This is a genomic window from Propionigenium maris DSM 9537 (assembly GCF_027925155.1).
GTDB classification, from domain to species: Bacteria; Fusobacteriota; Fusobacteriia; order Fusobacteriales; family Fusobacteriaceae; genus Propionigenium; species Propionigenium maris.
Genome location: NZ_BSDY01000009.1, coordinates 70,968 through 95,320, shown reverse-complemented (window position 1 = coordinate 95,320; position 24,353 = coordinate 70,968). Strand labels below are relative to the sequence as shown.

At 41.9% G+C, this 24,353-nt stretch carries 20 protein-coding genes and 1 pseudogene; 16 read left to right on the top strand and 5 right to left on the bottom strand.

Translation table 11 applies throughout. From position 1 onward, the window contains the following. The first annotated feature begins 72 nt into the window (after positions 1–72). Complete coding sequence (locus tag QMG11_RS10820) at positions 73–198, top strand: hypothetical protein (protein WP_281835918.1); 126 nt, start codon at positions 73–75, stop codon at positions 196–198. Between the two features lie 175 nt (positions 199–373). Here the strand turns inward: QMG11_RS10820 and QMG11_RS10815 are convergent, their stop codons facing one another. Together QMG11_RS10815 and QMG11_RS10810 are read right to left on the bottom strand one after the other, a co-directional pair. Next, entirely contained in the window at positions 374–793 is a 420-nt protein-coding gene (locus QMG11_RS10815; RefSeq protein WP_281835917.1) for a hypothetical protein, read from the bottom strand. Positions 794–1,004: 211 nt separating this feature from the next. Then, a complete protein-coding gene (locus QMG11_RS10810; RefSeq protein WP_281835916.1) occupies positions 1,005–1,253 on the bottom strand; it encodes a hypothetical protein in 249 nt (82 codons plus the stop codon). Positions 1,254–1,493: 240 nt separating this feature from the next. Here QMG11_RS10810 and QMG11_RS10805 point away from each other — a divergent pair, with 240 nt between their 5' ends. From QMG11_RS10805 to QMG11_RS10785, 5 genes are all read left to right on the top strand, one after another. Continuing rightward, complete coding sequence (locus QMG11_RS10805; protein ID WP_281835915.1) at positions 1,494–2,180, top strand: hypothetical protein; 687 nt, start codon at positions 1,494–1,496, stop codon at positions 2,178–2,180. A 96-nt stretch (positions 2,181–2,276) separates the two neighbouring features. Next, a complete protein-coding gene (locus tag QMG11_RS10800; protein ID WP_281835913.1) occupies positions 2,277–2,519 on the top strand; it encodes a hypothetical protein in 243 nt (80 codons plus the stop codon). Positions 2,520–2,586: 67 nt separating this feature from the next. Further along, entirely contained in the window at positions 2,587–2,907 is a 321-nt protein-coding gene (locus QMG11_RS10795; RefSeq protein WP_281835911.1) for a carboxymuconolactone decarboxylase family protein, read from the top strand. A 190-nt stretch (positions 2,908–3,097) separates the two neighbouring features. After that, positions 3,098–3,874 carry a GGDEF domain-containing protein gene (locus QMG11_RS10790; RefSeq protein WP_281835910.1) on the top strand — a complete coding sequence of 259 codons (777 nt, stop codon included), beginning with the start codon at positions 3,098–3,100 and terminating at the stop codon, positions 3,872–3,874. A 340-nt stretch (positions 3,875–4,214) separates the two neighbouring features. Further along, a complete protein-coding gene (locus tag QMG11_RS10785) occupies positions 4,215–5,648 on the top strand; it encodes an amino acid permease (RefSeq protein WP_281835906.1) in 1,434 nt (477 codons plus the stop codon). Between the two features lie 78 nt (positions 5,649–5,726). On the opposite strand, the gene QMG11_RS10780 is transcribed toward QMG11_RS10785, so the two are convergent. Further along, positions 5,727–6,851, bottom strand: a complete 1,125-nt coding sequence (locus QMG11_RS10780) for an alpha/beta hydrolase (RefSeq protein ID WP_281835904.1) — start codon at positions 6,849–6,851, stop codon at positions 5,727–5,729. A gap of 207 nt (positions 6,852–7,058) precedes the next feature. Here QMG11_RS10780 and QMG11_RS10775 point away from each other — a divergent pair, with 207 nt between their 5' ends. Then, positions 7,059–7,715, top strand: coding sequence for a YczE/YyaS/YitT family protein (locus tag QMG11_RS10775; RefSeq protein ID WP_281835903.1), 657 nt, complete (start codon positions 7,059–7,061; stop codon positions 7,713–7,715). An 87-nt stretch (positions 7,716–7,802) separates the two neighbouring features. Here QMG11_RS10775 and QMG11_RS10770 read toward each other — a convergent pair whose 3' ends face one another. Together QMG11_RS10770 and QMG11_RS10765 are read right to left on the bottom strand one after the other, a co-directional pair. Beyond that, a complete protein-coding gene (locus tag QMG11_RS10770) occupies positions 7,803–8,063 on the bottom strand; it encodes a hypothetical protein (RefSeq protein ID WP_281835901.1) in 261 nt (86 codons plus the stop codon). Between the two features lie 134 nt (positions 8,064–8,197). Next, entirely contained in the window at positions 8,198–9,202 is a 1,005-nt protein-coding gene (locus QMG11_RS10765) for a TIGR00341 family protein (RefSeq protein ID WP_281835899.1), read from the bottom strand. A gap of 345 nt (positions 9,203–9,547) precedes the next feature. On the opposite strand from QMG11_RS10765, the gene QMG11_RS10760 reads away from it, so the two are divergent. The 9 genes and pseudogenes from QMG11_RS10760 to QMG11_RS10720 all read left to right on the top strand — a co-directional run bounded on the left by QMG11_RS10760 (position 9,548) and on the right by QMG11_RS10720 (position 24,352). Beyond that, complete coding sequence (locus QMG11_RS10760) at positions 9,548–10,594, top strand: LacI family DNA-binding transcriptional regulator (RefSeq protein ID WP_281835897.1); 1,047 nt, start codon at positions 9,548–9,550, stop codon at positions 10,592–10,594. 11 nt (positions 10,595–10,605) lie between these two features. After that, positions 10,606–11,490: an N-acetylneuraminate lyase gene (locus QMG11_RS10755; protein WP_281835895.1), complete on the top strand. Its 885-nt coding sequence runs from the start codon at positions 10,606–10,608 to the stop codon at positions 11,488–11,490. Between the two features lie 17 nt (positions 11,491–11,507). Continuing rightward, positions 11,508–12,509, top strand: a complete 1,002-nt coding sequence (locus QMG11_RS10750; RefSeq protein WP_281835893.1) for a sialic acid TRAP transporter substrate-binding protein SiaP — start codon at positions 11,508–11,510, stop codon at positions 12,507–12,509. A 55-nt stretch (positions 12,510–12,564) separates the two neighbouring features. Beyond that, a pseudogene (locus QMG11_RS10745) lies at positions 12,565–14,325 on the top strand (TRAP transporter large permease). 45 nt (positions 14,326–14,370) lie between these two features. Beyond that, positions 14,371–15,288 (top strand): ROK family protein, encoded by a 918-nt coding sequence (locus tag QMG11_RS10740; RefSeq protein ID WP_281835890.1) that lies wholly within the window; start codon positions 14,371–14,373, stop codon positions 15,286–15,288. A gap of 44 nt (positions 15,289–15,332) precedes the next feature. Beyond that, entirely contained in the window at positions 15,333–15,974 is a 642-nt protein-coding gene (locus QMG11_RS10735; RefSeq protein WP_281835889.1) for an N-acetylmannosamine-6-phosphate 2-epimerase, read from the top strand. A 187-nt stretch (positions 15,975–16,161) separates the two neighbouring features. Further along, positions 16,162–17,748, top strand: coding sequence for an AAA family ATPase (locus QMG11_RS10730; protein WP_281835887.1), 1,587 nt, complete (start codon positions 16,162–16,164; stop codon positions 17,746–17,748). 4 nt (positions 17,749–17,752) lie between these two features. After that, a complete protein-coding gene (locus QMG11_RS10725) occupies positions 17,753–19,189 on the top strand; it encodes a VWA domain-containing protein (protein WP_281835885.1) in 1,437 nt (478 codons plus the stop codon). Positions 19,190–19,363: 174 nt separating this feature from the next. After that, positions 19,364–24,352, top strand: a complete 4,989-nt coding sequence (locus tag QMG11_RS10720; protein WP_281835883.1) for a transporter substrate-binding domain-containing protein — start codon at positions 19,364–19,366, stop codon at positions 24,350–24,352. Position 24,353 lies beyond the last annotated feature (1 nt).

The following is a 24,353-nucleotide window of genomic DNA, read 5'->3' as shown; positions in this document are numbered from 1 at the left end:
CAGCAGGGTTATACCCTATGGTCAATTGAAGTATAACACTGCGAGTCCCTAAAAGTCAAGGGGAGGCATGGTATGAGGATGCAATTTGATAGAGAAAAAAGTTTGTGGTATGCAACTATAGATGGATATACATATTGGGCAGACAGCAATGAGGCTTTGATTAACTTGGCATGGAAGCTCAATGTGAAGATAAACTAAGAGAAAGTATTAAAAAAAGGATATCTGATGATATCCTTTTTTTATTATTGAGGAAAGTATAGAATTATAAGTTATTGACCTTGATAAAAAACAGTTACATGAGGTTAGAAAGGGTGGAGCGTCACGCTCCTTTTTATTTTGATTTATAAAAGGAGTTCTGTAGTCTGAGAAGTGATTAAAGGTCATAGGGAAAGTTTGTAGTCCAAGTATACTGACCATTTTTATAGCTGTACTCGAATTTACAGGTAAAGTTAATAATCTTGTTGGTAACCCTGGTTCCATAGGTGATATTGTCGTTAACCCTCTTTAAGCCCTCATCGGTAAAGTAAGCTAATATTCTTATCTCACCGCTACCATACTGTCCCAGTTTAGTATAGCTTATGAGGTGGGCAGAGGATTTTTTTAGGTCCAGTCCCTTGGTTGCGGACTCGGTTTCTAAGATGCCATCCTCTACAAGTTTGGCTACCTTTGTGTCGTTGATCTGATACTCCCTATAGGGGTTGAGACCCTTCTCAAATATATTTTCAGGATTTAGCTCCTCAGTACATCCTGAAAAGACAATCAATAAAGCACCTAATAGTATTAATTTTTTCATTAGCTCCCTCCGGGTTTTAGACTTATATTTCTATACTATCTATATTTTATTGTACCTTTCTTACGTTATATGAAAAGATGTTGATAGGCAGAGTGATTGGGTGAAGGCGACAGATGGCGGAGAGGTTAGGAGTTAGGAGGAGCAGATAAGATATAGAATAGAGTGGGATTATTATTGGATGGCTTAGAAGGGGAAATTAAAAAAGGAAGTCCTAGATGGACTTCCTTAACTGATCCTTTAACTTTAAAATTTCATCTTTATAGTGGATAAGGTCTGGGCATATGGAGGGGTCTAAAAGAAGTACCTTGAAGCCCTCGTATTTTTCCTCGTGAAATGAGATCCGGTCTAAGATCTCCCTTTTTGAGATATCGGCATTTTCGATATCGGTCCTTACAAGTACTGTCAGTTCTCGTATCTCCTCCTGGAGCTGTTTACCTTTTTTCTTGTTATAATCAATCATATGATTCGCCTCCCTTATTGTATTTTAACCCAAGGTAAGTCAGGATTCAAATTCTGAAAAGAGGATAGTAGTATCTAAGGGAAGTTGGGAAAGTAACTCTATAAAAGATCGATGAAACAATGACGTGGGAAGATACTGAAACAAAAAGAAGGGGTTTTTGAGTGGAGACAGAAAAAGTTATTAGGTGAAGTATAGATTTTAATGATGAAGGAGCACTGTGAGTAGAGGGAGGAGAAGATTATGAAAAAGTTATTATTAGTGGTAACAGCTGTGTTTTCCCTTGCAATCATCAATGAGAGTGTTTACGGAAAGTCTGATAAGAGTAAGGGAGAGAATAGAGGGCGTAGTGAGAAATCTGAGAGGGATAACAATAGAGGAGGAAATGAAAAGTCGGAAAGAGGCGAAAGTAGAAATTCAGAAAGCAAAGAGTATAGCACGGAAAAAAATCAAAAATCACTGGATGCTAAGAGAAACTGGGGGCAATTAAAAAAGGAACTTAAGGATGAGGATGGTAGCTATAATGAAGAGGAGCTCAAGGAATTTTTTGGAGTAGATGAACTTTCAAAAGATGTTAGTGAATTTAATGATAAGGAGATAAAGGAAGCTATTAAGGTAGAGAAGGTTGTTCGAAGGGAGCTGAGAAAGTATAAGGATTCTTTGCCAGATTTACCAGATGAGGCAAAAGGAGAGGATTTCTTTGAAGACTGGGTAGACTATTATATTGGGAACCCTGATGTGGCGGGGTGTGAACTAGAAGGAGAAGTTGATGAGAAATCATTAGCCAAGATGTATAGTGCCGTTGAAAAATATTGCACTTTCCTAGAGGGGTTAGGAGAAGGAAAAGAGTATACAGAATTTGATAATAATGATGAGAGTAGTGAAGGGGAGGGGACAGAAGTTTCTGTACTCCCAGAAAACATAGAGTAGCATCAATTTCTTTCGCTGTGGTTATTTACTTATGAAGAAAAGGATGTATACTTAAAAAAAGGAAGAAGGTTTGATCAAGGGAAGGGGGGAAATGAGGTGACGGAAGAGGAGTTTGGCAGGATATTTAGACACCTAAATCAATTAAAAGTTATGGCAGATACGGTGGCTGAGGATAAGACCCTTACCAGGTCTAATATAGAGGATGCTATTTCCATATATGGAGAGGAGTATGACTACTATAAGCATCTCTACTCTAAAAATCGGCTGATAAGAAGGGAGCTTATTGCTCTGGGACATGCTATAACTAAGTTAAACAACAGGCTTGTGGGAAGTGAGTGAGGAAAAGTCACTGGAACTTACTAAATAATAATACCTTTACTATAGAGGGGATGAAGGGAGTATTTATATGAGGGATATACATGATCTTTTTAAACAGTTTAAGGAGGAGTTTCCTCTGGTAGATTTGAAGTGTGAGGAGCTTGGGAGGGCTGTTCACGAGGAGGGGGGGCCCCTCAAGGAGAGGGAGAGGTGGCTGATGAAGATAGCTATATCTGGAGCTGCGGGGCATCTGAGGTCGCTGGAAGTACATATTAAGAAGGCTCAGGAAGCAGGGGCTACAGAGGAGGAAATAAAACACACCCTTCTTCTACTTATCTCTACCGCTGGATTTCCCACCTTTATGGAGGCCTATTCGGTATATAAGGGATTATTCACACCTATAAAATAAACTGAAAGAGGCTATCAAGGCCTCTTTTAGTTTACTTTAAAGATATTATCTTAAGTTGAAGGAATATTTAAGAGTATAAAGAACCTCTAAAGTAGGAAGCCATATGTTTCAATGATGGTTAAAGAAGCTTGTATATGGTTATAAAAAAGAAGTATAATATCTATAGAAAGAATAAAGTAAAGGAGATACTGTGAATATAAAGTTAAAGGAATCACTTAAAATTGTAGGGTATTATATGTTTTTTTCATTTGTGTGGATATTGTTTTCAGACAAGCTTCTATTTCTTCTGGTTCAAGATCCAGAGTCCCATAGGATACTTCAAACTTATAAGGGATCATTCTTCATCCTTCTGACTTCATTTATATTGTTTAAGCTTATTCAAAATAGCTATTCGAAGATTGAAAGTCTGGACAGGCAGCTGAAGAATACTCTGGCTGAATTAGAGTATAATCAGAGGGAGCTGGAAAAGCTTGCATATGTAGATTATCTCACAGGGCTAGCGACAAGAAGACTTTTAGATGAGAAGTATGTACTGTTGTTTGAAAGTGCTAAAAGGTCCAATGGAGTACTTACCCTCCTGATGATGGATCTGGATTACTTTAAAAAATACAATGACAGGTATGGGCACCTGGAGGGAGATCGGGTTTTAAAGGTAGTGGGAGGTCTTTTGAAGGAGGTCTTTAAAAGGGACGGGGATGTTGTGAGCAGATATGGAGGGGAGGAGTTTGTGGTAGTCCTCTATCAAACATCTTTAGAGGATACGCTTTCTCTGATTAAGGAATTCAGGAGGAGGCTGGGCCTCTGCAGTTTAGAGCACAGAGATTCTCCCTTTGGAGAGATAACGTTAAGTGTGGGAATAAATAGTGGACAGCCCTCTGTAGAAGAAAATTCAGAGGATTTTCTGAGAAGAGCTGACAGGGCTCTCTACAGGGCTAAGGAGGGCGGAAGAAATAGGAACAGTCTATAAAATTATCTAAGTTTATATTATTTCCGAAATCTTTCTAAAGTTGCAGAAGATACTTAGAAGATTAAAGGTCTAAGAAGAAGGAACGATTAAAGACTAAAGAGATAATGAAGAAAGAGCCATATGGCTCTTTCTTTATTGACTAAATCCAATTTGAATAAGATATAAAAGGTTTTTAAAAAGGAACAAAAATTTCGAAAAATGATTGACAGAGTAAAAATATCGAGGTATATCTATATTGATAAAAGGTACTTTTTGATTCAAAGTGCTACTTTTTAAAACAAGCAATAGGGGATAAAGGTTTATTAAATGAGAAGCAAATAAAAGGTTTAGAGGGGGAAAGATGAGGGAAAAGAAGTATTTATCGGTAACGGCAATGGTAATGATTATCTTTGTAGGAGTTTTTGGTTTTGGAAACATAGCTAACAACTTTAAGGCCAGTGGAACTCAATCTACATCAATGTTTATAATGGGAGCTATTATCTATTTTTTACCTATGTGTTTAATTATGTCTGAGTTTGCGTCCTATGCTAAGGACAGAACTGGAGGAATTTATTCATGGATCGATATCGGCCTGGGAAAAAATGTAGCTTACTACGCTCTATGGTCATATTTTGTAGCAAACATATTTTATCTGCCTACTTTAGCTTCAAGGGTACCTACATATCTATCCTTTACCCTTACTGGAGATGCAAATATTGGAGATCTTCCTATGGCTATTATGTCGGCTATATCTCTTCTTGTTGCACTTCTTATAGGTATAAAGTATGAGGAGAAGTTTAGCAAGATCTCTACCATTACAGGTTATATATCTTTAATTATAGCTGGTGTATTTTTAGTAGGAGGGATAGGAACATATATGGGTTTCTTTGGGGAGCCGGCAACTGAGCTGACAATGAAATCTCTTGTAATGCCTGTAGATACCAGGGAGCATTTAGGAAGTTTTCTAAGTACCTTTGCATGGATAATATTTGCTTATGCGGGATCTGAGCTGGTGGGAACCTATGTGGACAGGGTAGAAAAACCAGAAAGAGATTTTTCCAGGGGGCTTCTTCTTTCGGCGCTATTAATTGGTATCTTATATGTACTGGGAGTAATATCTATAGCTGCCTTTGGTACTCCTGAAGCATATGGTGAAGTTTCTCTTGTAAATGCTGTAATAAGTGGTTATGCTTTCATGGGAAGTGCTTTTGGACTTGGGGTATGGTTTATTAAGGTGATAGGGCTTGTTTATACAATAATTACCCTTGTAGCACTGGTACTGTGGTCGCAGGCTCTTTCTAAAGCAGTATTTAGTGAAGCACCTAGGGGAACATTTCCTGCATGGATGACACGAAAGACAAAGGGGGGGATCCTAAAAAATGCACTTATATTTCAGACCACACTTTCATTTCTGTTTATACTTATAACTACATTTGGTGGGGAATCAGCAGGGGATCTTTACTACAAGATCTACGATATGTCTACTATGGCCTTTACACTGCCATATCTGTTCTTGAGCATAGCTTATATAAAGTTCAGAAAGGACGGCTGCAGGTCACCATTTCAGTTGTGTAAAAGTGACACCTTAGCTTGTATTATAGGAGGACTGGTAGTTCTGATTAATATAGCAGCTATTATATTTGCCGGGTATGATTTAAGTGTTCCACTGGGAGAGCAGATGGATGTAATCAAGTTATATTATGGGGGACTGGCGATGTTCCTGGTGATTGGAGCAGTGATTAAGAGGATAAAGTTCAAGGAAGAGGAGGATGCTTCAGAGCTGAAAAAAGCTTAGAGTGGTAAGGGAATAGAGAAGATTATAGTTAAGGCCGTTACAGTATTCTAGGAATCTAGAGGGGGTAACGGCCTTTTTTTATTTGTTAATAGCTTCCCTTCCATACATGAGATGGACATAGTAATCTGTGTGTTTCTGGGTTTCCCAATACCTTATGTGGCCATAGACCAGGGGTTTTGAGGAGTTCTTCTCCTCTAAGAGTGGACTCAGGTCGTGCAGTTCTGAGTGGACTTCTTCCCCTACTCCTGGAACTTTGGCAATTTTCTCCCCTCCATTTATGCCTCTGCACCCCAGGGCGTTTTCCTGCTCCATGATATTAAAGGCAATCTTCAGGGGAAGGTCGGCTCTGGAGGTTATGATATAGAGGCTGTCCATTGCATAGGGAGCTCTGGGAAAGTGGTAGCGTTTTGAGGGACTTCCCTCAAAGATATCTTCCTCAACAGCTGCTCCCATTAGGATAACATTTTTATAGGAAAATTCATCTCTACCTGAAGTAAGGTGTTTTTCCATAAGGTCAGCACTTCTTAGAACTACATGGGCTCCCAGGGAGTGGGCCAGGAGGTTTATATCCTTTACCCCCCACTCCCTCTTTAACTTGAGAAGGAAGTCGTAGAGAGCATTTCCAGAGTATTGGGCATAGAGCTGTGCTTCACTGAACTTGACAACCCCTGCATCTCCAGGCCAGGTAAAGAGCATAAATTCATAATCCTCCAGCTCCTTGCCATTTTCTATCAGGGACCTCTGGAGCTTTGTAAATATATCCTGAGCCTCCTTTAAGGCAAGGTGATTATCCACATTATACCCGTGGACATAGATTATTAGTTCCCTATCTCTGCACCTCTTGAGATCGCCAATAATGGAATCTACTCTTCCATGTATCTTAAAGGATGGATGATCATTTTCATGGTGAAGACTACCTCTACAGCTCACTGTAATAAAGGGCTTTACCATCCTAGAGGTTATCTCCTCAACAGCTTCTCTGGTGGGTGAGGTGTCGGGCTTACCAAACTTGAATTTTTTCATATCATCTAGAACTCTTCCTATGGTTCTGAGAGCTTCTCCTCTTCCAGATAAAACTCCAGTCATAGTATATTTAAAATCGATAACATCCTCTATGACCTTTTCCTGTATCTTGATACTCATAGGTATGGATTTTACAGTATCCTTTATCATATCGATTAATTCAACTAAGTTAACGACCATTTTTCTGTCCTCCTATTTCTGTAGTTTATATCCTCCTTCTCTAAGCTATTCAATAAGATATTACTATATCTTTCAGGTCTCTGAAAAAATTATAAAAAATCTTATCGGATATGAGTCAGACTATTATTTATGATTAACATTTCTGACCACATATGATAGGGTAGAGGATATTTTCAATTTAAATTTTTAATAAAAGGCGGGAAGGTAATGAAGGATGAGATACTTAAATATTTAAAGTTGTTTTTAGGATTTTTTATCTGTTCCCTGGGAGTGATTATAGTTATAAAGTCCGACCTGGGATTCTCTCCCTGGGATGTACTACACCAGGGGATATCCAAGGTAGGGGGGATTACAATAGGTCAGGCAAGTATCCTGGTGGGGATGGGAGTTATAACCTTAGATCTTTTTCTGGGAGAACAGATAGGAAGCGGCACCATACTAAATATCCTCTTTATAGGAAGTTTTATGGATCTGATCTTATTTTTAGATATAGTTCCCCTAAGTAGTAATATGGTTATGGGAGTTTTCATGATGTTTCTGGGATTATCTGTCTTCAGTGTGGGGTGTTATCTCTATATCTCCACTGGCCTAGGATGCGGCCCAAGGGATGCCCTTATGGTTGCCCTGACTAAAAAGACTAACTTTTCAGTGAGAGCTGTGAGAAATACAATTGAGATAAGTGTTTTGGTCTGTGGATATCTTCTGGGGGGATATGCAGGGGTTGGGACGGTAATAGCAGCCTTATTTACAGGGTCCTTTATCCAGGGAGTTTTCAGACTCTTTAACTTTGATGTGAAGTCGGTTGTTCACAGGGATATAAGGGGTGAAGCAGTTTCAGTGAAGAGGTATATATTTAAAAGATAAAGAGGTGCTCTCAGATCCTGAGGGCACCTCTTTTATTAAGTAATTTTGATTAAATTTCATTTCAATATTGATTATAGGCAGATTCAACTAGAGTATCATCACTTCCTCTACCTCATTTAACTCTAACTTAAGAGAAAAAATGGGTTCATTCAGATTATATCTAATGCACTCTTTTCTACTTAAGTCGCTTATGGAGATTTCCCTATCCTCATCAAAGGTTTTAAGTCCGCAGTCTGCACAGCTTTTTCTACAATAGTAACCATTTAATATCTTCTTATTTCTCAATTCATTTAGAATAAGCCTTAAATTTTTTTTCTGTTTCTGAGGAACAGAAATGTTTAACTTCATATGACCTCCCAATACTTAAACCTAATAGAAAAGTCTCTCCCTTAAAACATCTTTTATCTATACTCTCTACAGATATGATATCACAGATAACTATATAATAATGTTGCAAAGACCACATCTTTAAAATTTAAGGATTATTTTTTTAAAAATATAATCACCGATATAAAGGCCAAGGCTATGAGCCAGATTCTGATAAGCATCTTGGCCTGCTTCCTTGTAACCTGCTGGTGGAAGTATTGCCTTGGTTCCACCTCCTCCAGCCTAAAGGTAAGTATACCAGCAAGGTTTATAACGATAACATTGGCTAAAAACAGCAGAAAAGCACTGAGGGCGAGCACTCCGTCTCCCCTTCCAAGGAGTATTCCAAAGGAGACAAGGGGAGGCATGAGAGCCACTGCAATCATGACACCAACCAGGGTTGAATTTGCACCAATTACCAGGGACAATACTCCGGCTATTCCCGAGCAAAATGCCAGGAGGAGATCCAGGAATCCTATATTTGTCCTGGAAAGGAGTTCATGGGTGTTTTCAGGAAACTGAATGACCAAGCCCTGAACTATACCCAATGAGAGGGCTATGAGAACCCCAAAAAGGAAGTGTTTTATGGATTCCTTAAATAAATTCACATCTCCCACACTTATACTGAATGCCAGGGCTACATTGGGCCCCAGTAGCGGGGCGATTACCATGGATCCTATAATGACAGCGGGACTGTTGCCGATCAAGCCCGCTCCAGCCACTATGCTGGACAGGATTATCATGGCGTAGTAGTAGCTTATATTGGAGAGTCCATCCCGTACTGCACCATCTATGGCTGTGAGGGATTTTCTTTTGAATGGGGTAGTTGTTTTGTGGGCATTTACAAGTATCTTATATCGCTCTAAGTTAATATCTGTATTGATCTTACCAAAGTCTATGTGAGTTTCCTGGGTAAAGACCTTTAATCTGGCAGGACCAAAGTGCTTCTTCAGGTAGTAGACTACCTCTTCCACATACTCCTCCTTCAGTACTATCTCTATACTCCTTTCCCCCTTTATTGAAGGATAGTTAGCAATAATCTCTAAATTTAAACTCTTTAAAAAAACCAGCAGTTCCTCCTCACTTGGATCCTTACAGAGTATTCTGAGTATCTTCTTCATAGTGCCTCCTTACTAAGAGCTGTGATATTGAAGTATAACGTCAAATTATCTGAGAGTAAATATTGAGGGAAAAAATCATCTGGGTTATGAAAGATGAGGTTCATAGGGGGATCTCTTAAATAAGTATTAAATACCTTAATTTTTAAATGTTACACGGGAACATAGTGAGGTATCTTACTCTTTTGTTTCAGGGCGTCATGTACCTTTTCTGTTCTTAAACGACGTAAATACCACTAAAAAATCTAAGAAAAAAATTTGACAAGGGCAAAAAAGCATCCTAAACTCATAATGTACACGGGTACATTAAGTGAGTGAAGTTTAATTTTTACAAACGGGGTGAATGGTATGACACAGAAGGAGATAGCAGCAATCTTGGGGATATCCAGGGCTACAGTGGCAAGAGCCTTAAAGGGTGATGAAAATATAAAACCTGAGACAAGAAGGAGGGTATTGGATCTCTGTGAGGAGGTTGGATACAAGAAAAACTACATAAGCAGTGTTCTGGCCAATAAAAATCAGAGGAAGAAAAATATATATGCTTTTCTTATAAGGTCTAAGAATGAAAACTATCTCAATGGGATAGTGGAGGGGCTGGAGATCCTTCAGGAGGAGATAACCAAGTACAATGTGAACCTGGAGCTCATAGTAACGGATATAGACAAGCCAGAGGATCAGCTCATGAAGGTAAGAACGGTGCTGAAGTACAGTGATGTAGACGGAATTATAATAATACCTCTTCTTCAGGATGAGATAGAAGAAGCTCTGGAGGAATACTCGGAGGTTCACGTGGTGACTCTGGATAAGAAGATCAATGACAGGATCTCATTTATAGGTTCCGACTATAAAAGCTCCGGAAGGATAGTAGGGGGGATCTATAGCAAGCTCTCCAGGGAGGATGACAGGATAATAGTCCTGGATTCAGATGAGGATAAGATCTCCTCAAGGGATTACCTGGAAGGTTTTATGGAGCAGCTTAATCTCAACAGAAGAGAGGGGGTAGAGGTAAGCTACATAGAGGACCTCAACAATAACCTGGATGAGATAGCCAATATAGAGGGGATAAGGGAAGCACAATATATCTATACTACAAGGCATGTAAGTAAGGTAGCGAGTTTTTTAAGGGATATAGAGTTAGAGGAAATAAAGATAATCTCCAACGGGATAGACAGGGACACGATAGAGCTTCTGAGGGATGATAGGATAGTAGTGGCCACAAAGGAAAACTATTTTTTACAGGGATACCTGGCAGGGAAGGTAGTCTTCAATAAACTGAGCGGAGACAGGACTCATATAGATTACAAGACAAAATCTGAGGTGGTGTTTAAGGAGAATATAGGTCAGATAGAGGCAAATCATGAGAAGGACATATTTAAGAACTTTAATATACTGTAGGGGGAAAAGGAATGAGGAAGGAACTAGGCGGAATATTCAGTGCATTGATGGTAGCTTTTAATGAAAAGGGAGGAATCAATGAGAGGGGAACAAGGGAGATAATAAGACATAATATCGATGTTATGGGTGTAGATGGTCTCTATGTAGGGGGAAGTACCGGGGAAAACTTTATGCTGGCTACTGAGGAGAAGATGAGAGTCTTTGAGATAGCAGTGGAGGAAGCTAAGGGGAAGGTAAAGTTAATTGCCCAGGTGGGATCCCTTAACCTTCAGGAAGCCATAGAGCTTGGAAGATATGCCAAGGAGCTTGGGTATGATTCTCTGTCAGCGGTAACACCATTCTACTATAAGTTTGATTTTGAGGAGATTAAGCACTACTACAACGCCATAACTGAAGCCACAGAGATGGATATGATAGTTTATTCTATTCCATTTCTTACTGGGGTAAATATTAATATAGATCAGTTTGCAGAGCTGTTTGAAAATAAATATATAATCGGTGTTAAGTTTACAGCTGGAGACTTCTTCCTCTTGGAGAGGATGAGAAAGTCCTTCCCACAGCACCTTCTCTATGCCGGTTTTGATGAGATGATGCTTTCGGCAACAGTACTGGGAGTAGACGGAGCAATAGGAAGCACCTTTAATGTGAATGGTGTAAGAGCTAAGAAGATATTTGAACTGGCTAAAGAGGGAAGAGTAGATGAGGCCAGGGAGATACAGCATACTACCAATGACCTCATCGAGGGGATACTGGATAACGGGTTATATCAGACCCTAAAAGAGATCCTGAAGGATCAGGGAGTAGATGCAGGATATACAAAGCAGCCAATGAAGAGGCTGTCTTCGGAGAAGATAGAGAGAGCAAGGGAGCTCTCTAAAAAATACATAGGAAACTAATATAAAGGGGGAGAGTAATGAAAAGAATAATGGGTCTACTATCAACTTTAGTAATGGTTTTAACTTTAGTAGGGTGCGGAGGAAGCAATGAGGGAAAGTCGGAAAAGCACGAACTGAAATTCGGTCTGACACCGGGAGTGCAGTCCAATGAGTACAAGGCTGTAAAGGAGCTGGCGGACTATGTAGCTGAAAAGAGTGAGGGGAGGTTGACCATAAGGATCTATCCTGACTCACAGCTGGGAGATGACAGGGAGATGATATCCCAGGTGAAGGAGGGGTCTTTAGACCTTACTCTTGCTGAGACTGGGCGTCTGGGATTGTGGGTAAAGGAAGCAGAGATATTCCAGCTGCCATATGTATTTGACAGCTACGACCACCTAAGAAGAAGCCTCTATGAAACTTCTGAGGGAAAGGATCTGCTGAAAAAGTTTGAGGAGGAGAATAACTGGAAGATATTAGCCAATGCCTACAATGGATCTAGACAGACAAGCTCCAACAAGGCGATTGAGTCTATGGCCGATATGAGAGGGATGAAGCTGAGAGTGCCAAATGCCCAGGCAAATCTTGACTATGCAAGATCTGTAGGAGCTTCACCTACACCTATGGCTTTTACAGAGGTATACCTGGCACTTCAGACAAATGCAGTGGACGGACAGGAAAATCCCCTTTCAGCTATAAAGAGCTCAAAGTTCTATGAGGTGCAGAGTTATATTGCTATGACAAGCCACATAATAAACGATCAGAACTACATCGTAGGTAAGAGCAGCTGGGATAAGCTTCCTGAAGACCTTCAGAAAGTATTAGCTGAGGGAGTGGAAGCAGCTGGCAGATCTCATACAGAGATGTTTATGGGAGATGAAAAGAGCTTAATAGATTACTTCCAGGAGAAGGGGGTTACCATAACTAATCCTGACCTAGAAGCATTCAAGTCTGCACTGAAGCCTGTACACAATGAGTATGTAAGTGAAAACGGAGAAGCAGGAAGAAAGCTCCTGGAAGCTATAGATTCAGCCAGATAATAATCAATAAGGGGCCAATAGCATTGGCCTTTTATTCTACCATAAGGAGTATTATATGAAAAAAATAATAAGGTATTACGAGGAGTATCTTGGAGGAATCTTGTTTTCAGTAATGTTTATTACTCTGGTAGCACAGATCTTTTCCAGGCAGGTATTGAACAGCCCCCTTATATGGACGGAGGAGCTGGCAAGGCTTGTGTTTGTATATATAGCTATGATAGGAGTTACTCTGGGGATAAAGTATGACCAGCATGTGGGAATAGAGGTTCTCTCAGATAAGTTTTCCCCAGGGGTGGCTAAGGTAGTGGATCTAGTAAAGATTATACTCACAGGGATAATTATTATCCTACTTATAGTTATAGGCCTTGAGATAACAAAAAGAAAGGCTTCCCTGGATCTCATATCCCTGGGGATATCCTCGGGGTACCTCTATGCGGCTCTTCCAATAGGGGGAGTAATGATGTTTATCAGGTATGCAGAGGGAATCTATAGAAGGGTGAGGGTAAAAGAACTGAAGGAAGTAGAGGTGAATTAGATGTATGTAGGAATAATGTTTGGAGTATGGCTCCTTTTACTTGCAATAGGCTTTCCAGTGGGCTTTTCCCTTATTATATCAGCACTCTTCTTTTTCTTTATAAGCGGAGACTGGAACCTGGTTTACTTTGCAGGAAGTCAGTTTATAGACCAGTTAAACAGCTTCAGCTTACTGGCAGTTCCATTTTTTATCTTAACGGGTATCCTTATGAACAGCTCGGGAATAACAGATAGGATCTTTAACTTTGCCAAATCACTTTTGGGGCACTATACAGGGGGGATGGGGCATGTAAATGTAGCAGCGAGCCTGTTATTTTCCGGAATGAGTGGTTCCGCCCTTGCAGATGCAGGGGGCCTTGGGCAGCTTGAGATAAAGTCTATGAGGGATGAGGGGTATGACGACGATTACAGCGGAGGACTTACGGCAGCTTCATGTATCATAGGTCCCCTAGTTCCTCCGAGCTCTATAATGGTTATATATGGAGTAGTGGCAAACCAGTCTATATCCAAGCTTTTTCTGGCTGGATTTCTGCCTGGAATGCTTACAGCTGCCCTTCTCATGGTGATGGCTTATCTTCTGGCCAGAAAGAGGGGGTATAAGAAGGCTCCCAAAGCAACATTTGCCCAGAAAAAGAAAGCTTTCAAGGAATCCTTTTGGGCCCTGCTGACTCCTATAATTATTATAGGTGGGATATTCTCCGGGTTCTTTACTCCAACGGAAGCTTCGGTAATAGCTACTGTTTACTCTATCCTTCTGGGGGTCTTCTTCTTTAAGGAGCTCACCCTGAAGAAGTTGTTTGAGGACTTTATTGAGGCAGTAAAGGTTTCCGGGGTGACCTGTCTAATGATAATGGGAGTGGGGATCTTTGGTCAGGTTATTGCCAGGGAGCAGACGGCTATAAAGGTGGCTGAATACTTTATCTCTGTGTCCAACAGTCCCCTGATGTTGCTGGTAATGATAAATCTAACCCTGTTATTTTTAGGGATGTTTGTAGATGCACTGCCCCTTATAATCCTGGTGGTGCCTATCTTTGTACCAGCTGTGGTAAGTGTAGGTATAGACCCTATATTCTTCGGGGTAATGGTTATATTTAACCTCATGATAGGGATCCTGACTCCACCAATGGGGACAGCGCTATTTGTAGTATCCCGGGTGGGGAATATACCGTCCCATGTGATAATAAAGGGGATAATCCCCTTCCTTATACCACTACTCATAACTCTGGTTATACTGACCCTCTTCCCGCAGATTATAATGTTCCTGCCAAACCTGCTGGGCTAGAGGAAGAGAGATGAAATCCAATGAGAAAGGGAGGCAGGAAGGATAATGGATAAGAGGTTTATCTTGTTTGATATAGGAGGTACAGGGGTCAAGTATGGGGTGACCGATGCTCATGGGAAGTTTCTCGTGAGGGAGAGCTTCTTCACCCAGCCAGAGAGGGGATCTAATGATCTTCTAGGAAGGATGGGAGAGAGGGTAGACAGTTGTATGAAAGAGTATACCCTCTCTGGAATAGGTATAAGTGCCACTGGACAGGTGGATTACAGCTCAGGAAGGATATCAGCAGCAACGGATTTAATCAAAGGTTGGGTAGGTACTAACCTGAAGAAGTATTTTGAAGACAAGTATGATCTGCCTGTTATAGTGGAAAACGATGTAAACTGTGTAGCTCTAGGTGAAATGTGGCTGGGTGCGGGAAGGGATCTGGATAACTTTATCTCCATAGCCCTGGGAACAGGGATAGGGGGAGGAATTATCTTGAACCGAAGGTTGTTTCGAGGATCCCACTACTCGGCCGGAGAGTTTGGTCATATGAAGATAAGAACCGAGGGAAGGCTATGCAGGTGCGGAGACAGGGGGTGCTATGAAGCCCATGCATCAACTCTGGCACTGGTATCCTTGGTGAAGGAGGTCACTGGTGAGAGGAATATAACGGGTGAGGAGATATTTCAGTATGAAAAAGCTGGGGTGGAACCCTATAAAGGGATAGTCTCCCAGTGGATAAGGGATATTGGAGACGGATTAAAAAATATTGTAGTGTCATTTAATCCGGAAGCTCTAATTATTGGGGGAGGGGTGTCTGCCCAGGGAGAGTATCTGCTGGATAAGATCAGGGAGGATCTGAAGGCAAAGCTCCAGGAGAACTTCTATGAAAACCTGGATATCATGGGAGCGGCCCTAAAAAATGATGCTGGGATGCTGGGAGCCCTATACCTTCTAAGGGAGGAGATTAGGGAAGACTGAGACGAGGTAAGGTTGGAGGATTAGATATTCAATAGGAGGAATATATGAGAAGAGGATTGATAGTTTCATGCCAGGCACTGCCCCATGAGCCCCTGCATAGCCCCTTTATAATGGGAAGGATGGCCAGGGCAGCAGCAGAGGGAGGAGCTGTGGGGATAAGGGCCAACGGTATAGAGGATATAAGGGAGATAAAAAGGGCGGTGGATCTTCCCATAATCGGAATAATAAAGAGGGACTATGATCACATAAGATCCTATATAACCCCCACAAGGAGGGAGCTGGAACTCCTTATAGAGGAGGGGGTAGATGTTATAGCCCTGGATGCTACAACGAATGCAGATATGGAGCTGCTGGAATCATTAAAGGTGAAGTATCCAGATCAAAAGTTTATGGCGGATATATCAACAGTAGAGGAGGGGATAAGGGCTGAGGAGCTGGGATTTGATTATGTAGGTCTGACCCTTGTGGGATATACGGAGCACTCAAAGGATCTGAACAACTTTGAGGTATTAAAGGAGCTTGTATCCAGCTGTAGGGTACCGGTGGTGGCAGAGGGAAATTTTGACACCCCAGAGAAGGTAAGGTGGGCTCTGGAGATGGGTGCCTATACTGTGGTGGTTGGCAGTGCCATTACGAGACCCCAGCTGATAACCAGAAAATTTGTAGAGGCTACTGAGGGACTCTAAAAGGTGAGTGCAGGAAAAGGTTGGTTTAGAAGGGGATAATATAGTAAAATTAGAGGGAGCTTTGTTCAAGCTCCTTTTTTTGTTAACTATGACTTAATTCTTTTACTATATTTATTTACTTTTAAAGTCAACTATAATATAATATTCCTATGAAATCAAATGAAAATAAATTAAAGCAGGTGACACTATGAAGAAAAGACTGGAAAAGATAATAGATGAACTAAATATATCCCTTGTGGAGAGGGAGAGCCATACAAGGCTGGCTCTTCTTACTGCCCTTGCAGGGGAAAATATGATACTTGTGGGACCTCCGGGAACAGCTAAGAGTGAGATCTCCAGAAGAGTGGCTGAGGTATTTGATACTAAGTACTTCGAGTACCTTCTGACAAAGTTTACAACACCAGAGGAGTTATTTGGTCCTGTATCCATAAGGGAGCTAGAGAGGGATAACTTCCGTAGGAAGACCGAGGGATACCTGTCGGATGCCAATATAGTATTCCTGGATGAGATATTTAAATCAAACTCATCTATCCTGAACTCCCTTCTCACAATATTAAATGAGAAGGTGTACCACAATGGAAACCTCAAGGAGGAGACGGATATATATTCCATTATATCTGCTTCCAATGAACTTCCAACAGACTCAGGAGAGCTTATGGCTCTCTATGATAGATTTCTTTTAAGGGTAGTGGTGGATTACGTGAGGGAACCTGCAAAACTCCTTCTTCTGGAAGATAAGTACAGAGGGATATCCCAGGAACTTAAACTGGACAGGGAAATTCTGGAGGATGTTGCTAGGGAGAGTAGGAAAGTAGAGATCCCACCCCATATCAGTAATATAATATTAAACCTCAAGGAGAAGCTGGATGAGCACTTTAGGGATGAGTCGGTAAGCAGGATACAGGAGAAGGTTTCAGACAGAAAGCTGGTAAAGAGTATAGGGCTTCTTAAGACAAGTGCACATACCAATGGAAGGGAGAGGATCAGTATAACCGATACCCTGCTTCTTCTTCACTGCTACTGGAACAGGATGGAAAACAGAGATGTAATCAAAAAGTATCTATTCGAGGAGATAATCAAGCTTACAGATGAGGATGTAAAGAACTACGAAAATATATCCAATGTGTGGACCCAGGAGTTCAATGGACTCTTCATGGAGCAGAGGATAGATGAGGAGGGGAAACCTTTCTACTACGATATGGATGGTCAGCTTGTAAACCTGTCCTATGGAGATATCCATGTGAGGGATAAGTATGGAGAGTATATCCACTTTAAGGGACATGCCGACTATGTAAAGGTCCTGGCTGAACTGGGGAAGTTTGACCACGGATATATAGACAGCGGAATAGTTACCGATGACGGAAGGATAGTGTGGAACTATGAGTTTTCTCCGGTAGAAGTTCTTACATCCCCTGAAAGGGAGGTAGAGGGCTACGAGAAACTTCTGGTAAAGGGGAACCTGAAACCTGCTACCATAGAGTCCTATGAGGAGTATATGGAGGTCTACAGGATGACAAGCCCAGACCTTATACCTAAGATAGAGGGAATCAGAAGAAATGTAGAGGAGGAGAGTAGGGAGATCAGAAAGGTTTCCAACTACCTGGAAGATGTGAGAAGATCCCTCGGAGCAGAAAACCTATGGGTAGCAGGAGAGGAGATGGAGGAGCTAAAAATCCTTGTGGAGAAAACCTATGAGGGAATGAGGGGTTCTCTGGAGAAACTGGATGAAGTCCTCAGGAAGATCGATAGTGCAAAGGCATCGGTAGACAGGTAGTGCCATGGATATATTTGATAAGAGGGTAAAAAATAACTTTGATGTAATGAAGGATGTATGGGTAAACTACCCTGAAACCCGTATAAGAAGGGAGGCCATTGCCAAGAAGTGGTGGATGGCCCTCTATGAGGGGAGGGAACTCCAGGAGGTAAATGGTTTCTTAGAGGAGAGTATGCAGGTGCTCTCCACTTTTAAGGAGATGAGTAGCGGAAATGAGCTCCTCTGCAATAAGCTTGTAGGGGAGTACTTCGGAAAGCTCAAGGAAAGATATGACAATGAGATCTACAGCGAGGTAGCAGGAGAGGAGAGGAGGGTAATGGATCTTCTCACCAAGATGGAGATAAAAAGGTTTCTTGAGGCTAAGGAGAAGAGGATGGAAAATATATTCCTCAAGGAAGCTAAGTACAAGGCCTACAGAAAAAAGGTAGGGAAGTACAGGGAGATGTGGAAGGATATCCAGGGAGAGGTTACCGAACATTTTCAGCTGGAATATGAAAAGATGCGGAAGATGAGGGATATCCTTGGGGATTCTATGATGGATAAGATGGGATGGGACCTGTCTAGGATCGATAAGAAAACTCTCTTTGACCTGGGAGAGCTGGATAGGATTGTAGTGGAGGACGAGAAGCTTCACTATCTTCTTAAGATGTTGGGGAAGAGAGAGAAAAAGAGAAATCCAGACCTGGATATGAGTGAGATTCAAAACTCACCCAATAAGAAGGACCTTCTGGGGATACATCTGAGCAATGATCTGGTAAGACTCCTTCCCTCGGAGCTTTCCCTGGTGCACAACAAGCACCTGAGGAGCTACTTTCATGCCAAGTATATAGAAAACAGACTCTCCACCTACCTCCTCTCGGACAGGGATGAGGACCTGGATCCTGGAGATAATAACAATAGGGAGGCTGAGGGGCCAATTATCCTCTGTATAGATACCTCCAGCAGTATGAAGGGCTTGCCAGAGAGTCTGGCAAAGGGTTCTACCCTGTTTCTCCTGAAGGAAGCCCAGAAGAGGGGAAGAAAGGTCTATATAATTGCTTTTTCCGGGGAGGGATCTATCAGGGAGTTTGAGCTGGCCCAGAGCTCGGATGGTATAGAGAAAGCACTGGAGTTTTTTAAGTGGGAGTTCTACGGGGGAACGGACTACCTCAGTCCTATGAGGAGAAGTATTGAACTTATAGAGAGAAGCAGCTACAGGAAGGCAGATCTTCTTATGATAAGTGATGGTATAGTAAAGGTCCCAGAGGATTTTATAGAGTATATGGAGAGGATCAAGAGGAAGCTTAAATTTAAGGTGTATTCCCTGATTATAAACTCCAAAAATGTGGAGAATCTCTTCAGCGACAAGGTTCTCTACTATGAGTATAAGCGAAGAAAGGATACCCATAGGGGATCGGAGTACCAGTTTCATAACAGAAGCTTCCTGACAAATCACGGGTAGAATTCTTGAATAACAGTGAAGTATTGCCTAAAGAGTTTTTAGGAATTATATAGGAAAGAAAAGTTAATAGTATTAAGGGAGGGATCTTATCCCTCTTTTTTTGTTGAAAAAGAAAAATCAGAGGTATTGAGTATAGTGTAGACATAGGAGAATAGCGGCAAAGGGGGAGGAAGGATGAAGAAGCAAGTTATTACACTTATAGTGGGAATACTATATATAATAGCAGGATCGTGTGTCTATACCCAGGGAGAGCTGACCGATGAGGAGGTAAGGTGGATAGAGGAAAATCCGGTAATCCGTGTTCACAATGAGATGAACTGGGCTCCCTTTAACTTCAATGAGGGGGGAGTTCCAAAGGGATTTTCCATTGAGTTTATGGATCGTGTGGCTGAAAATGTAGGGCTTAAGGTTGAGTATGTAAGCGGCCCTACATGGAGTGAGTTTCTGGAGATGATTAGGTCTGGTGAGATAGATGTCATGCTGAATATAGTGAAGACACCTGAAAGACAGACCTATCTCAGGTATACCCAGCCCTATGTAAAGAATCCCAATGTCATATTGAGTATGAGGGGAAGGGAGTATCGTAGCTTAGAGGAGTTAGAGGGGAAAACAGTATCGGTGCTCAGGGGATTTTACCAGGAGGAGATCCTGAGAGCAGAGTATCCCAATATAAACCTTCACCTCACAGATGATCTGCTGGATTCCATAAAGGCAGTTATCTACGGGGAAGCAGACGCTACCTTGGGAGAGCTGTCTCCATTAAACTACCTGGTAAGGACCAACTTTATATCGGGGGTTACCATTTCTGGAGAGCTGAAGCTCAAGGGGCACGATATAGATGATCTCTTTATTGCTACCCACAAGGATAATAGAATATTGGCCTCCATCCTGGATAAGGGGATCACCCAGGTGACGGTAGAGGAGAGAAACAGGCTTATGGATAAGTGGATGGCTGTGGGAACGGAAAAGGGCCTGGAGCTTACAGATGAGGAGATAAGGTGGATAAAGGAAAATCCAGTAGTCCGTGTGCACAATGAAACAAACTGGCCACCCTTTAATTTCAGCGAGGGGGGAGAGCCAAGGGGATTTGCAGTGGATTATATGGATATAATTTCCTCCAAGGCCGGTTTTAAGGTGGAGTACATTACAGGTCCCACATGGAAGGAGTTTGTGGAGATATTTAAGGAGGGGGGAGTAGATGTACTTCTGGGAGTTGTAAAAACCCCTGAACGGGAGAAATATATGGCATTTTCAGACAGTTTTGCCACCAACCCAAATGTAATCCTAAGCATGCAGGAGAAACAGTATAAAAACTTAGAGGAATTGAGTGGCAAGATAGTATCTGTTCCAAAGGGATTTTATCAGGAGGAGATTCTCAGAAGAGATTATCCAGAGATACAGCTCCACCTTACCAATGATCCACTGGAATCCATAAAGGCAGTTATCTACGAAGATGCAGATGCCACCCTTGGAAGGCTGGCAACCTTAAACTACCTCACAAGGATAAACTTTATCTCTGGAGTTGCTGTCTCCGGGAGGGTGGACTTTAAGGAACCGGGTTTTGAGGAACTGCATATAACCACCCAACCTGAAAATAGGGAGCTCCTATCTATACTAAACAAGGGGATAGCCTCCATAACCATAAAGGAAAAAAACGATCTTATAAATAAGTGGCTGACACCAGCAAGGGAAGATATATTAGAGCTCACAGAGGATGAAAGATCCTGGCTGCAGGAGAATCGCCAACTAAGCCTGGGTATATTCAGGGGCTGGCCTCCCTACTCCTATCTAAACTCTGAAGATGAGTTTTCAGGGGTAATATCTGAGTATATAAAGATTATCAATGAAAAACTTGAGATAGATATGGTTCCTCAAAAAGATCTAAGCTGGAGGGAAGTATTAGAAGGAGTAGAAAAGGACAGGATAGATGTTGTGGCAGGACTAGCCAGGACCGAGGAGAGGGAGAAAACTTTACTCTTTACCAATCCCTATCTGGAGCTGCCAGTGGTAATAGCTACCAGAGAGGATTCTCCAATGGTCGCTGATATCGATTCCCTTGAAGAGAGAAAGATAGCTGTGGTAGAGGGGAGTATAGTAGAGCACTATTTAGAAAGGGACTACCCAGAATACCAGCTGCTCCTATATGATGATACTTCAGGAGCTGTTAAGGCAGTGGCTGAGGGAAGGGCCTTTGCAGTGATGGATACTATAATGAGTATAAACTACTCCAGTAAAAGGATGGGACTGGATAATATCGAGGTTATCCTGACCACACCATATACAGTGGAACTATCCATGGGAGTAAATAAGAGGCATCCAGAGCTAGTTCCAATACTGGATAAGATCCTCTACTCATTTACCGAGGATGAAAAGCATCTTATAGAAACCAAGTGGACGGAGATGCCAATAGAGAAGGAGATAGACTGGGTATTCATCTGGAAGGTGGGGACACTGGCAGTGGTGATATTGGGATCTATCTTTACCTCAATAATTGTCTGGAACAGAAGACTGGTCTCGGAGATCAAGAAGAGAAAGGAAGCTGAAAGAAAGATTATTGAGACCATGGAAACTACAAATAAGATTATAGACAACTCACCGGTTCCCATGGCTGTAATAGATACATCAACTGAAAGGATAGTGAGGGCCAATGAAGCCATGGTTGAGTTTAACCTTATCTCCCAGGAGGAGCTCTATAACCACCGAATGATAGATCTATATGTAGAGGGGGACGAGAGGGTGAGGGAGCTCCGGAGAAAGACAGGAGTTGAAAACTACGAAGTTCAGCTAAGGCGTATAGGCAGCGGAGAAAAAAGGTGGACCCTGTTTTCCTCCCACCTTTTAAAGTATATGGAGAAGCAGGCTCACATCATCACTATGATAGATATAGAGGATATAAAGCGTATTCATATGGAGCTGGAGGAAGCCAAGGAGAAGGCTGAGAGTGCCACAAAGGCTAAGAGTGAATTCCTGGCTAATATGAGTCATGAGATAAGAACTCCCATGAATGCCATCCTGGGATTAAATGATCTCCTTAAGAGAACCGATCTTTCTGGTAAGCAGAGGGATTATGTGGACAAGGTTGGGAGATCAGCTACAAACCTTCTGGGAATAATAAATGATATACTGGACTTCTCAAAGATTGAGAGCGGGAAGATGGATATTGAGTACACAACCTTTAGTCTGGACAACGTTCTAGAGGGACTCTCCAATATAAGCGGATTTAAATCGGCAGAGAAGGGGATAGAATTTGTTATTGAAAGGGGCAGTCACATTCCAGATTACCTCATAGGTGACCCTCTGAGGATAGGACAGATCCTACTCAACCTTACCAACAATGCAATTAAGTTTACCGACAAGGGAGAGGTTCTCCTGAGGGTGACCTCAAGGGATGTAGACAGTGAAAGGGTGGAGCTGAAGTTTGAGGTTAAGGATACAGGGATAGGACTAACAGAGGAGCAGAGAAAGAAACTCTTTACAGCATTTACCCAAGCTGATGCTTCAACCACAAGAAAATACGGAGGAACTGGACTTGGACTGAGTATCTCCAAACACCTTGTAGGCTTAATGGGAGGAGAGATAGATGTAGAGAGTGTGTATGGAGAGGGAAGTAACTTCTTCTTTACAATTACTCTGAAGAGGGGAGAGGGAGTCAAGAGGAAGGCCGTAGCCAAAGAGCTCAAAGGTCTGAGGGTCATGGTAGTAGATGACAATGAAAGCGCAAGAAGGGTTATGGACAGCTACCTTACAGATTTCTCCTTTGAAACAATACTGGTTTCCTCTGGAGAGGAGAGTGTGTCTCAGTTTGAAGCATCTCTTGGTGAAGAGAAAGGGATAGACCTCATCCTCATGGATCTCAAGCTTGGAGGAATAGATGGAATTGAAGCCTGGAAGCTCATCAAGGAGAGAGGAAAAAAGACTCTGCCTAAGATAATAATGGTAACAGCCTTTGGACGGGAAGATATAGTTGACAGGGCCAGAAGGGAGGGTATCGAAACAATTCTCATGAAGCCTGTAAGTCAGTCGGTTCTCTTTGATAATATAATGGAGGTCTTTGGAGTAGAGGAGATGATAGACAACCACAGAAGGAGCAGCGGAGAGTACCCAGAAGGCTTTGAGGAGATCAGGGGAGCTAAGATACTTGTTGTAGAGGATAACCTTATAAATCAGGATGTTATCCGGGCTATTCTGGAGGGCGAGGGATTTCATGTAGAGGTGGAGGAGAACGGTCAAAAAGCAATTGAAGCCCTGGCGGCTGGAAAGGAGTTTGACGTGGTCCTTATGGATCTGCAGATGCCTGTAATGGACGGGTATGAGACCACAACAGAATTGAGAAAGATAGAGAGATACAGGGAACTTCCTATAATAGCACTCAGTGCAGATGCCATGTCTGGAACAAAAAAGAGGGTAGAGGAGGTTGGAATGAACGGTTATGTAACCAAGCCCATAGATAAAACCCTTCTCTATGAATCTCTTGTAAAATTTATAGAGCCTGGAAGGCGAGAGATCTTTGTAGGAGATGGTGAGGAAGAGAGGAAGGAAGATATAGGTAAAAAGATAAAGGAAACTCTGAAGGATATAGATGCCACCGAGGGCCTTAAGAGGGTAGGTGAAAACACCAAGCTCTATATGGAGATATTGAAAAAGTTCAGAGAAAATAACCTGAACTTTGCAGAGGACCTGAAAAAGGCAGTGGCTGAAGGTAAGAGGGATGAAAATATAAGAGGTGCCCATACTCTCAAGGGAGTGGCAGGTAATATAGGGGCTAAGAGATTATATGAGCTTGCCAAGGAGTTAGAGGGAAGACTGAAGGAAAATGGGGAGGTGGATTCTCTTCTAGGTATAGTAGATGAGGAGATAGTGAAGATCTGTGAAGAGATAGAGGTACTTACCTCAGATACCTCTAAGGAGGAAAAAACTACCGTTAAAGTTGAGATTGATCCAGAGACAGTAGGAAGGGAACTGAAGGGCCTCAAGGAGCTCCTGGAAGAGTACGATACAGAGGCCGAGGAGAAGCTGGAGGAGATCAAATCTCATCTTGCTGGAAGGGGAGTGGATGAGCTCCTCAGAAGGGTTGAGGGGTGTATCAACAACTATGATTTTGAAGGAGCCCTTGATCACCTTGAAAAACTCACTGAAGAGGTCGAAAGTTTGGAGGAGGAGTAGT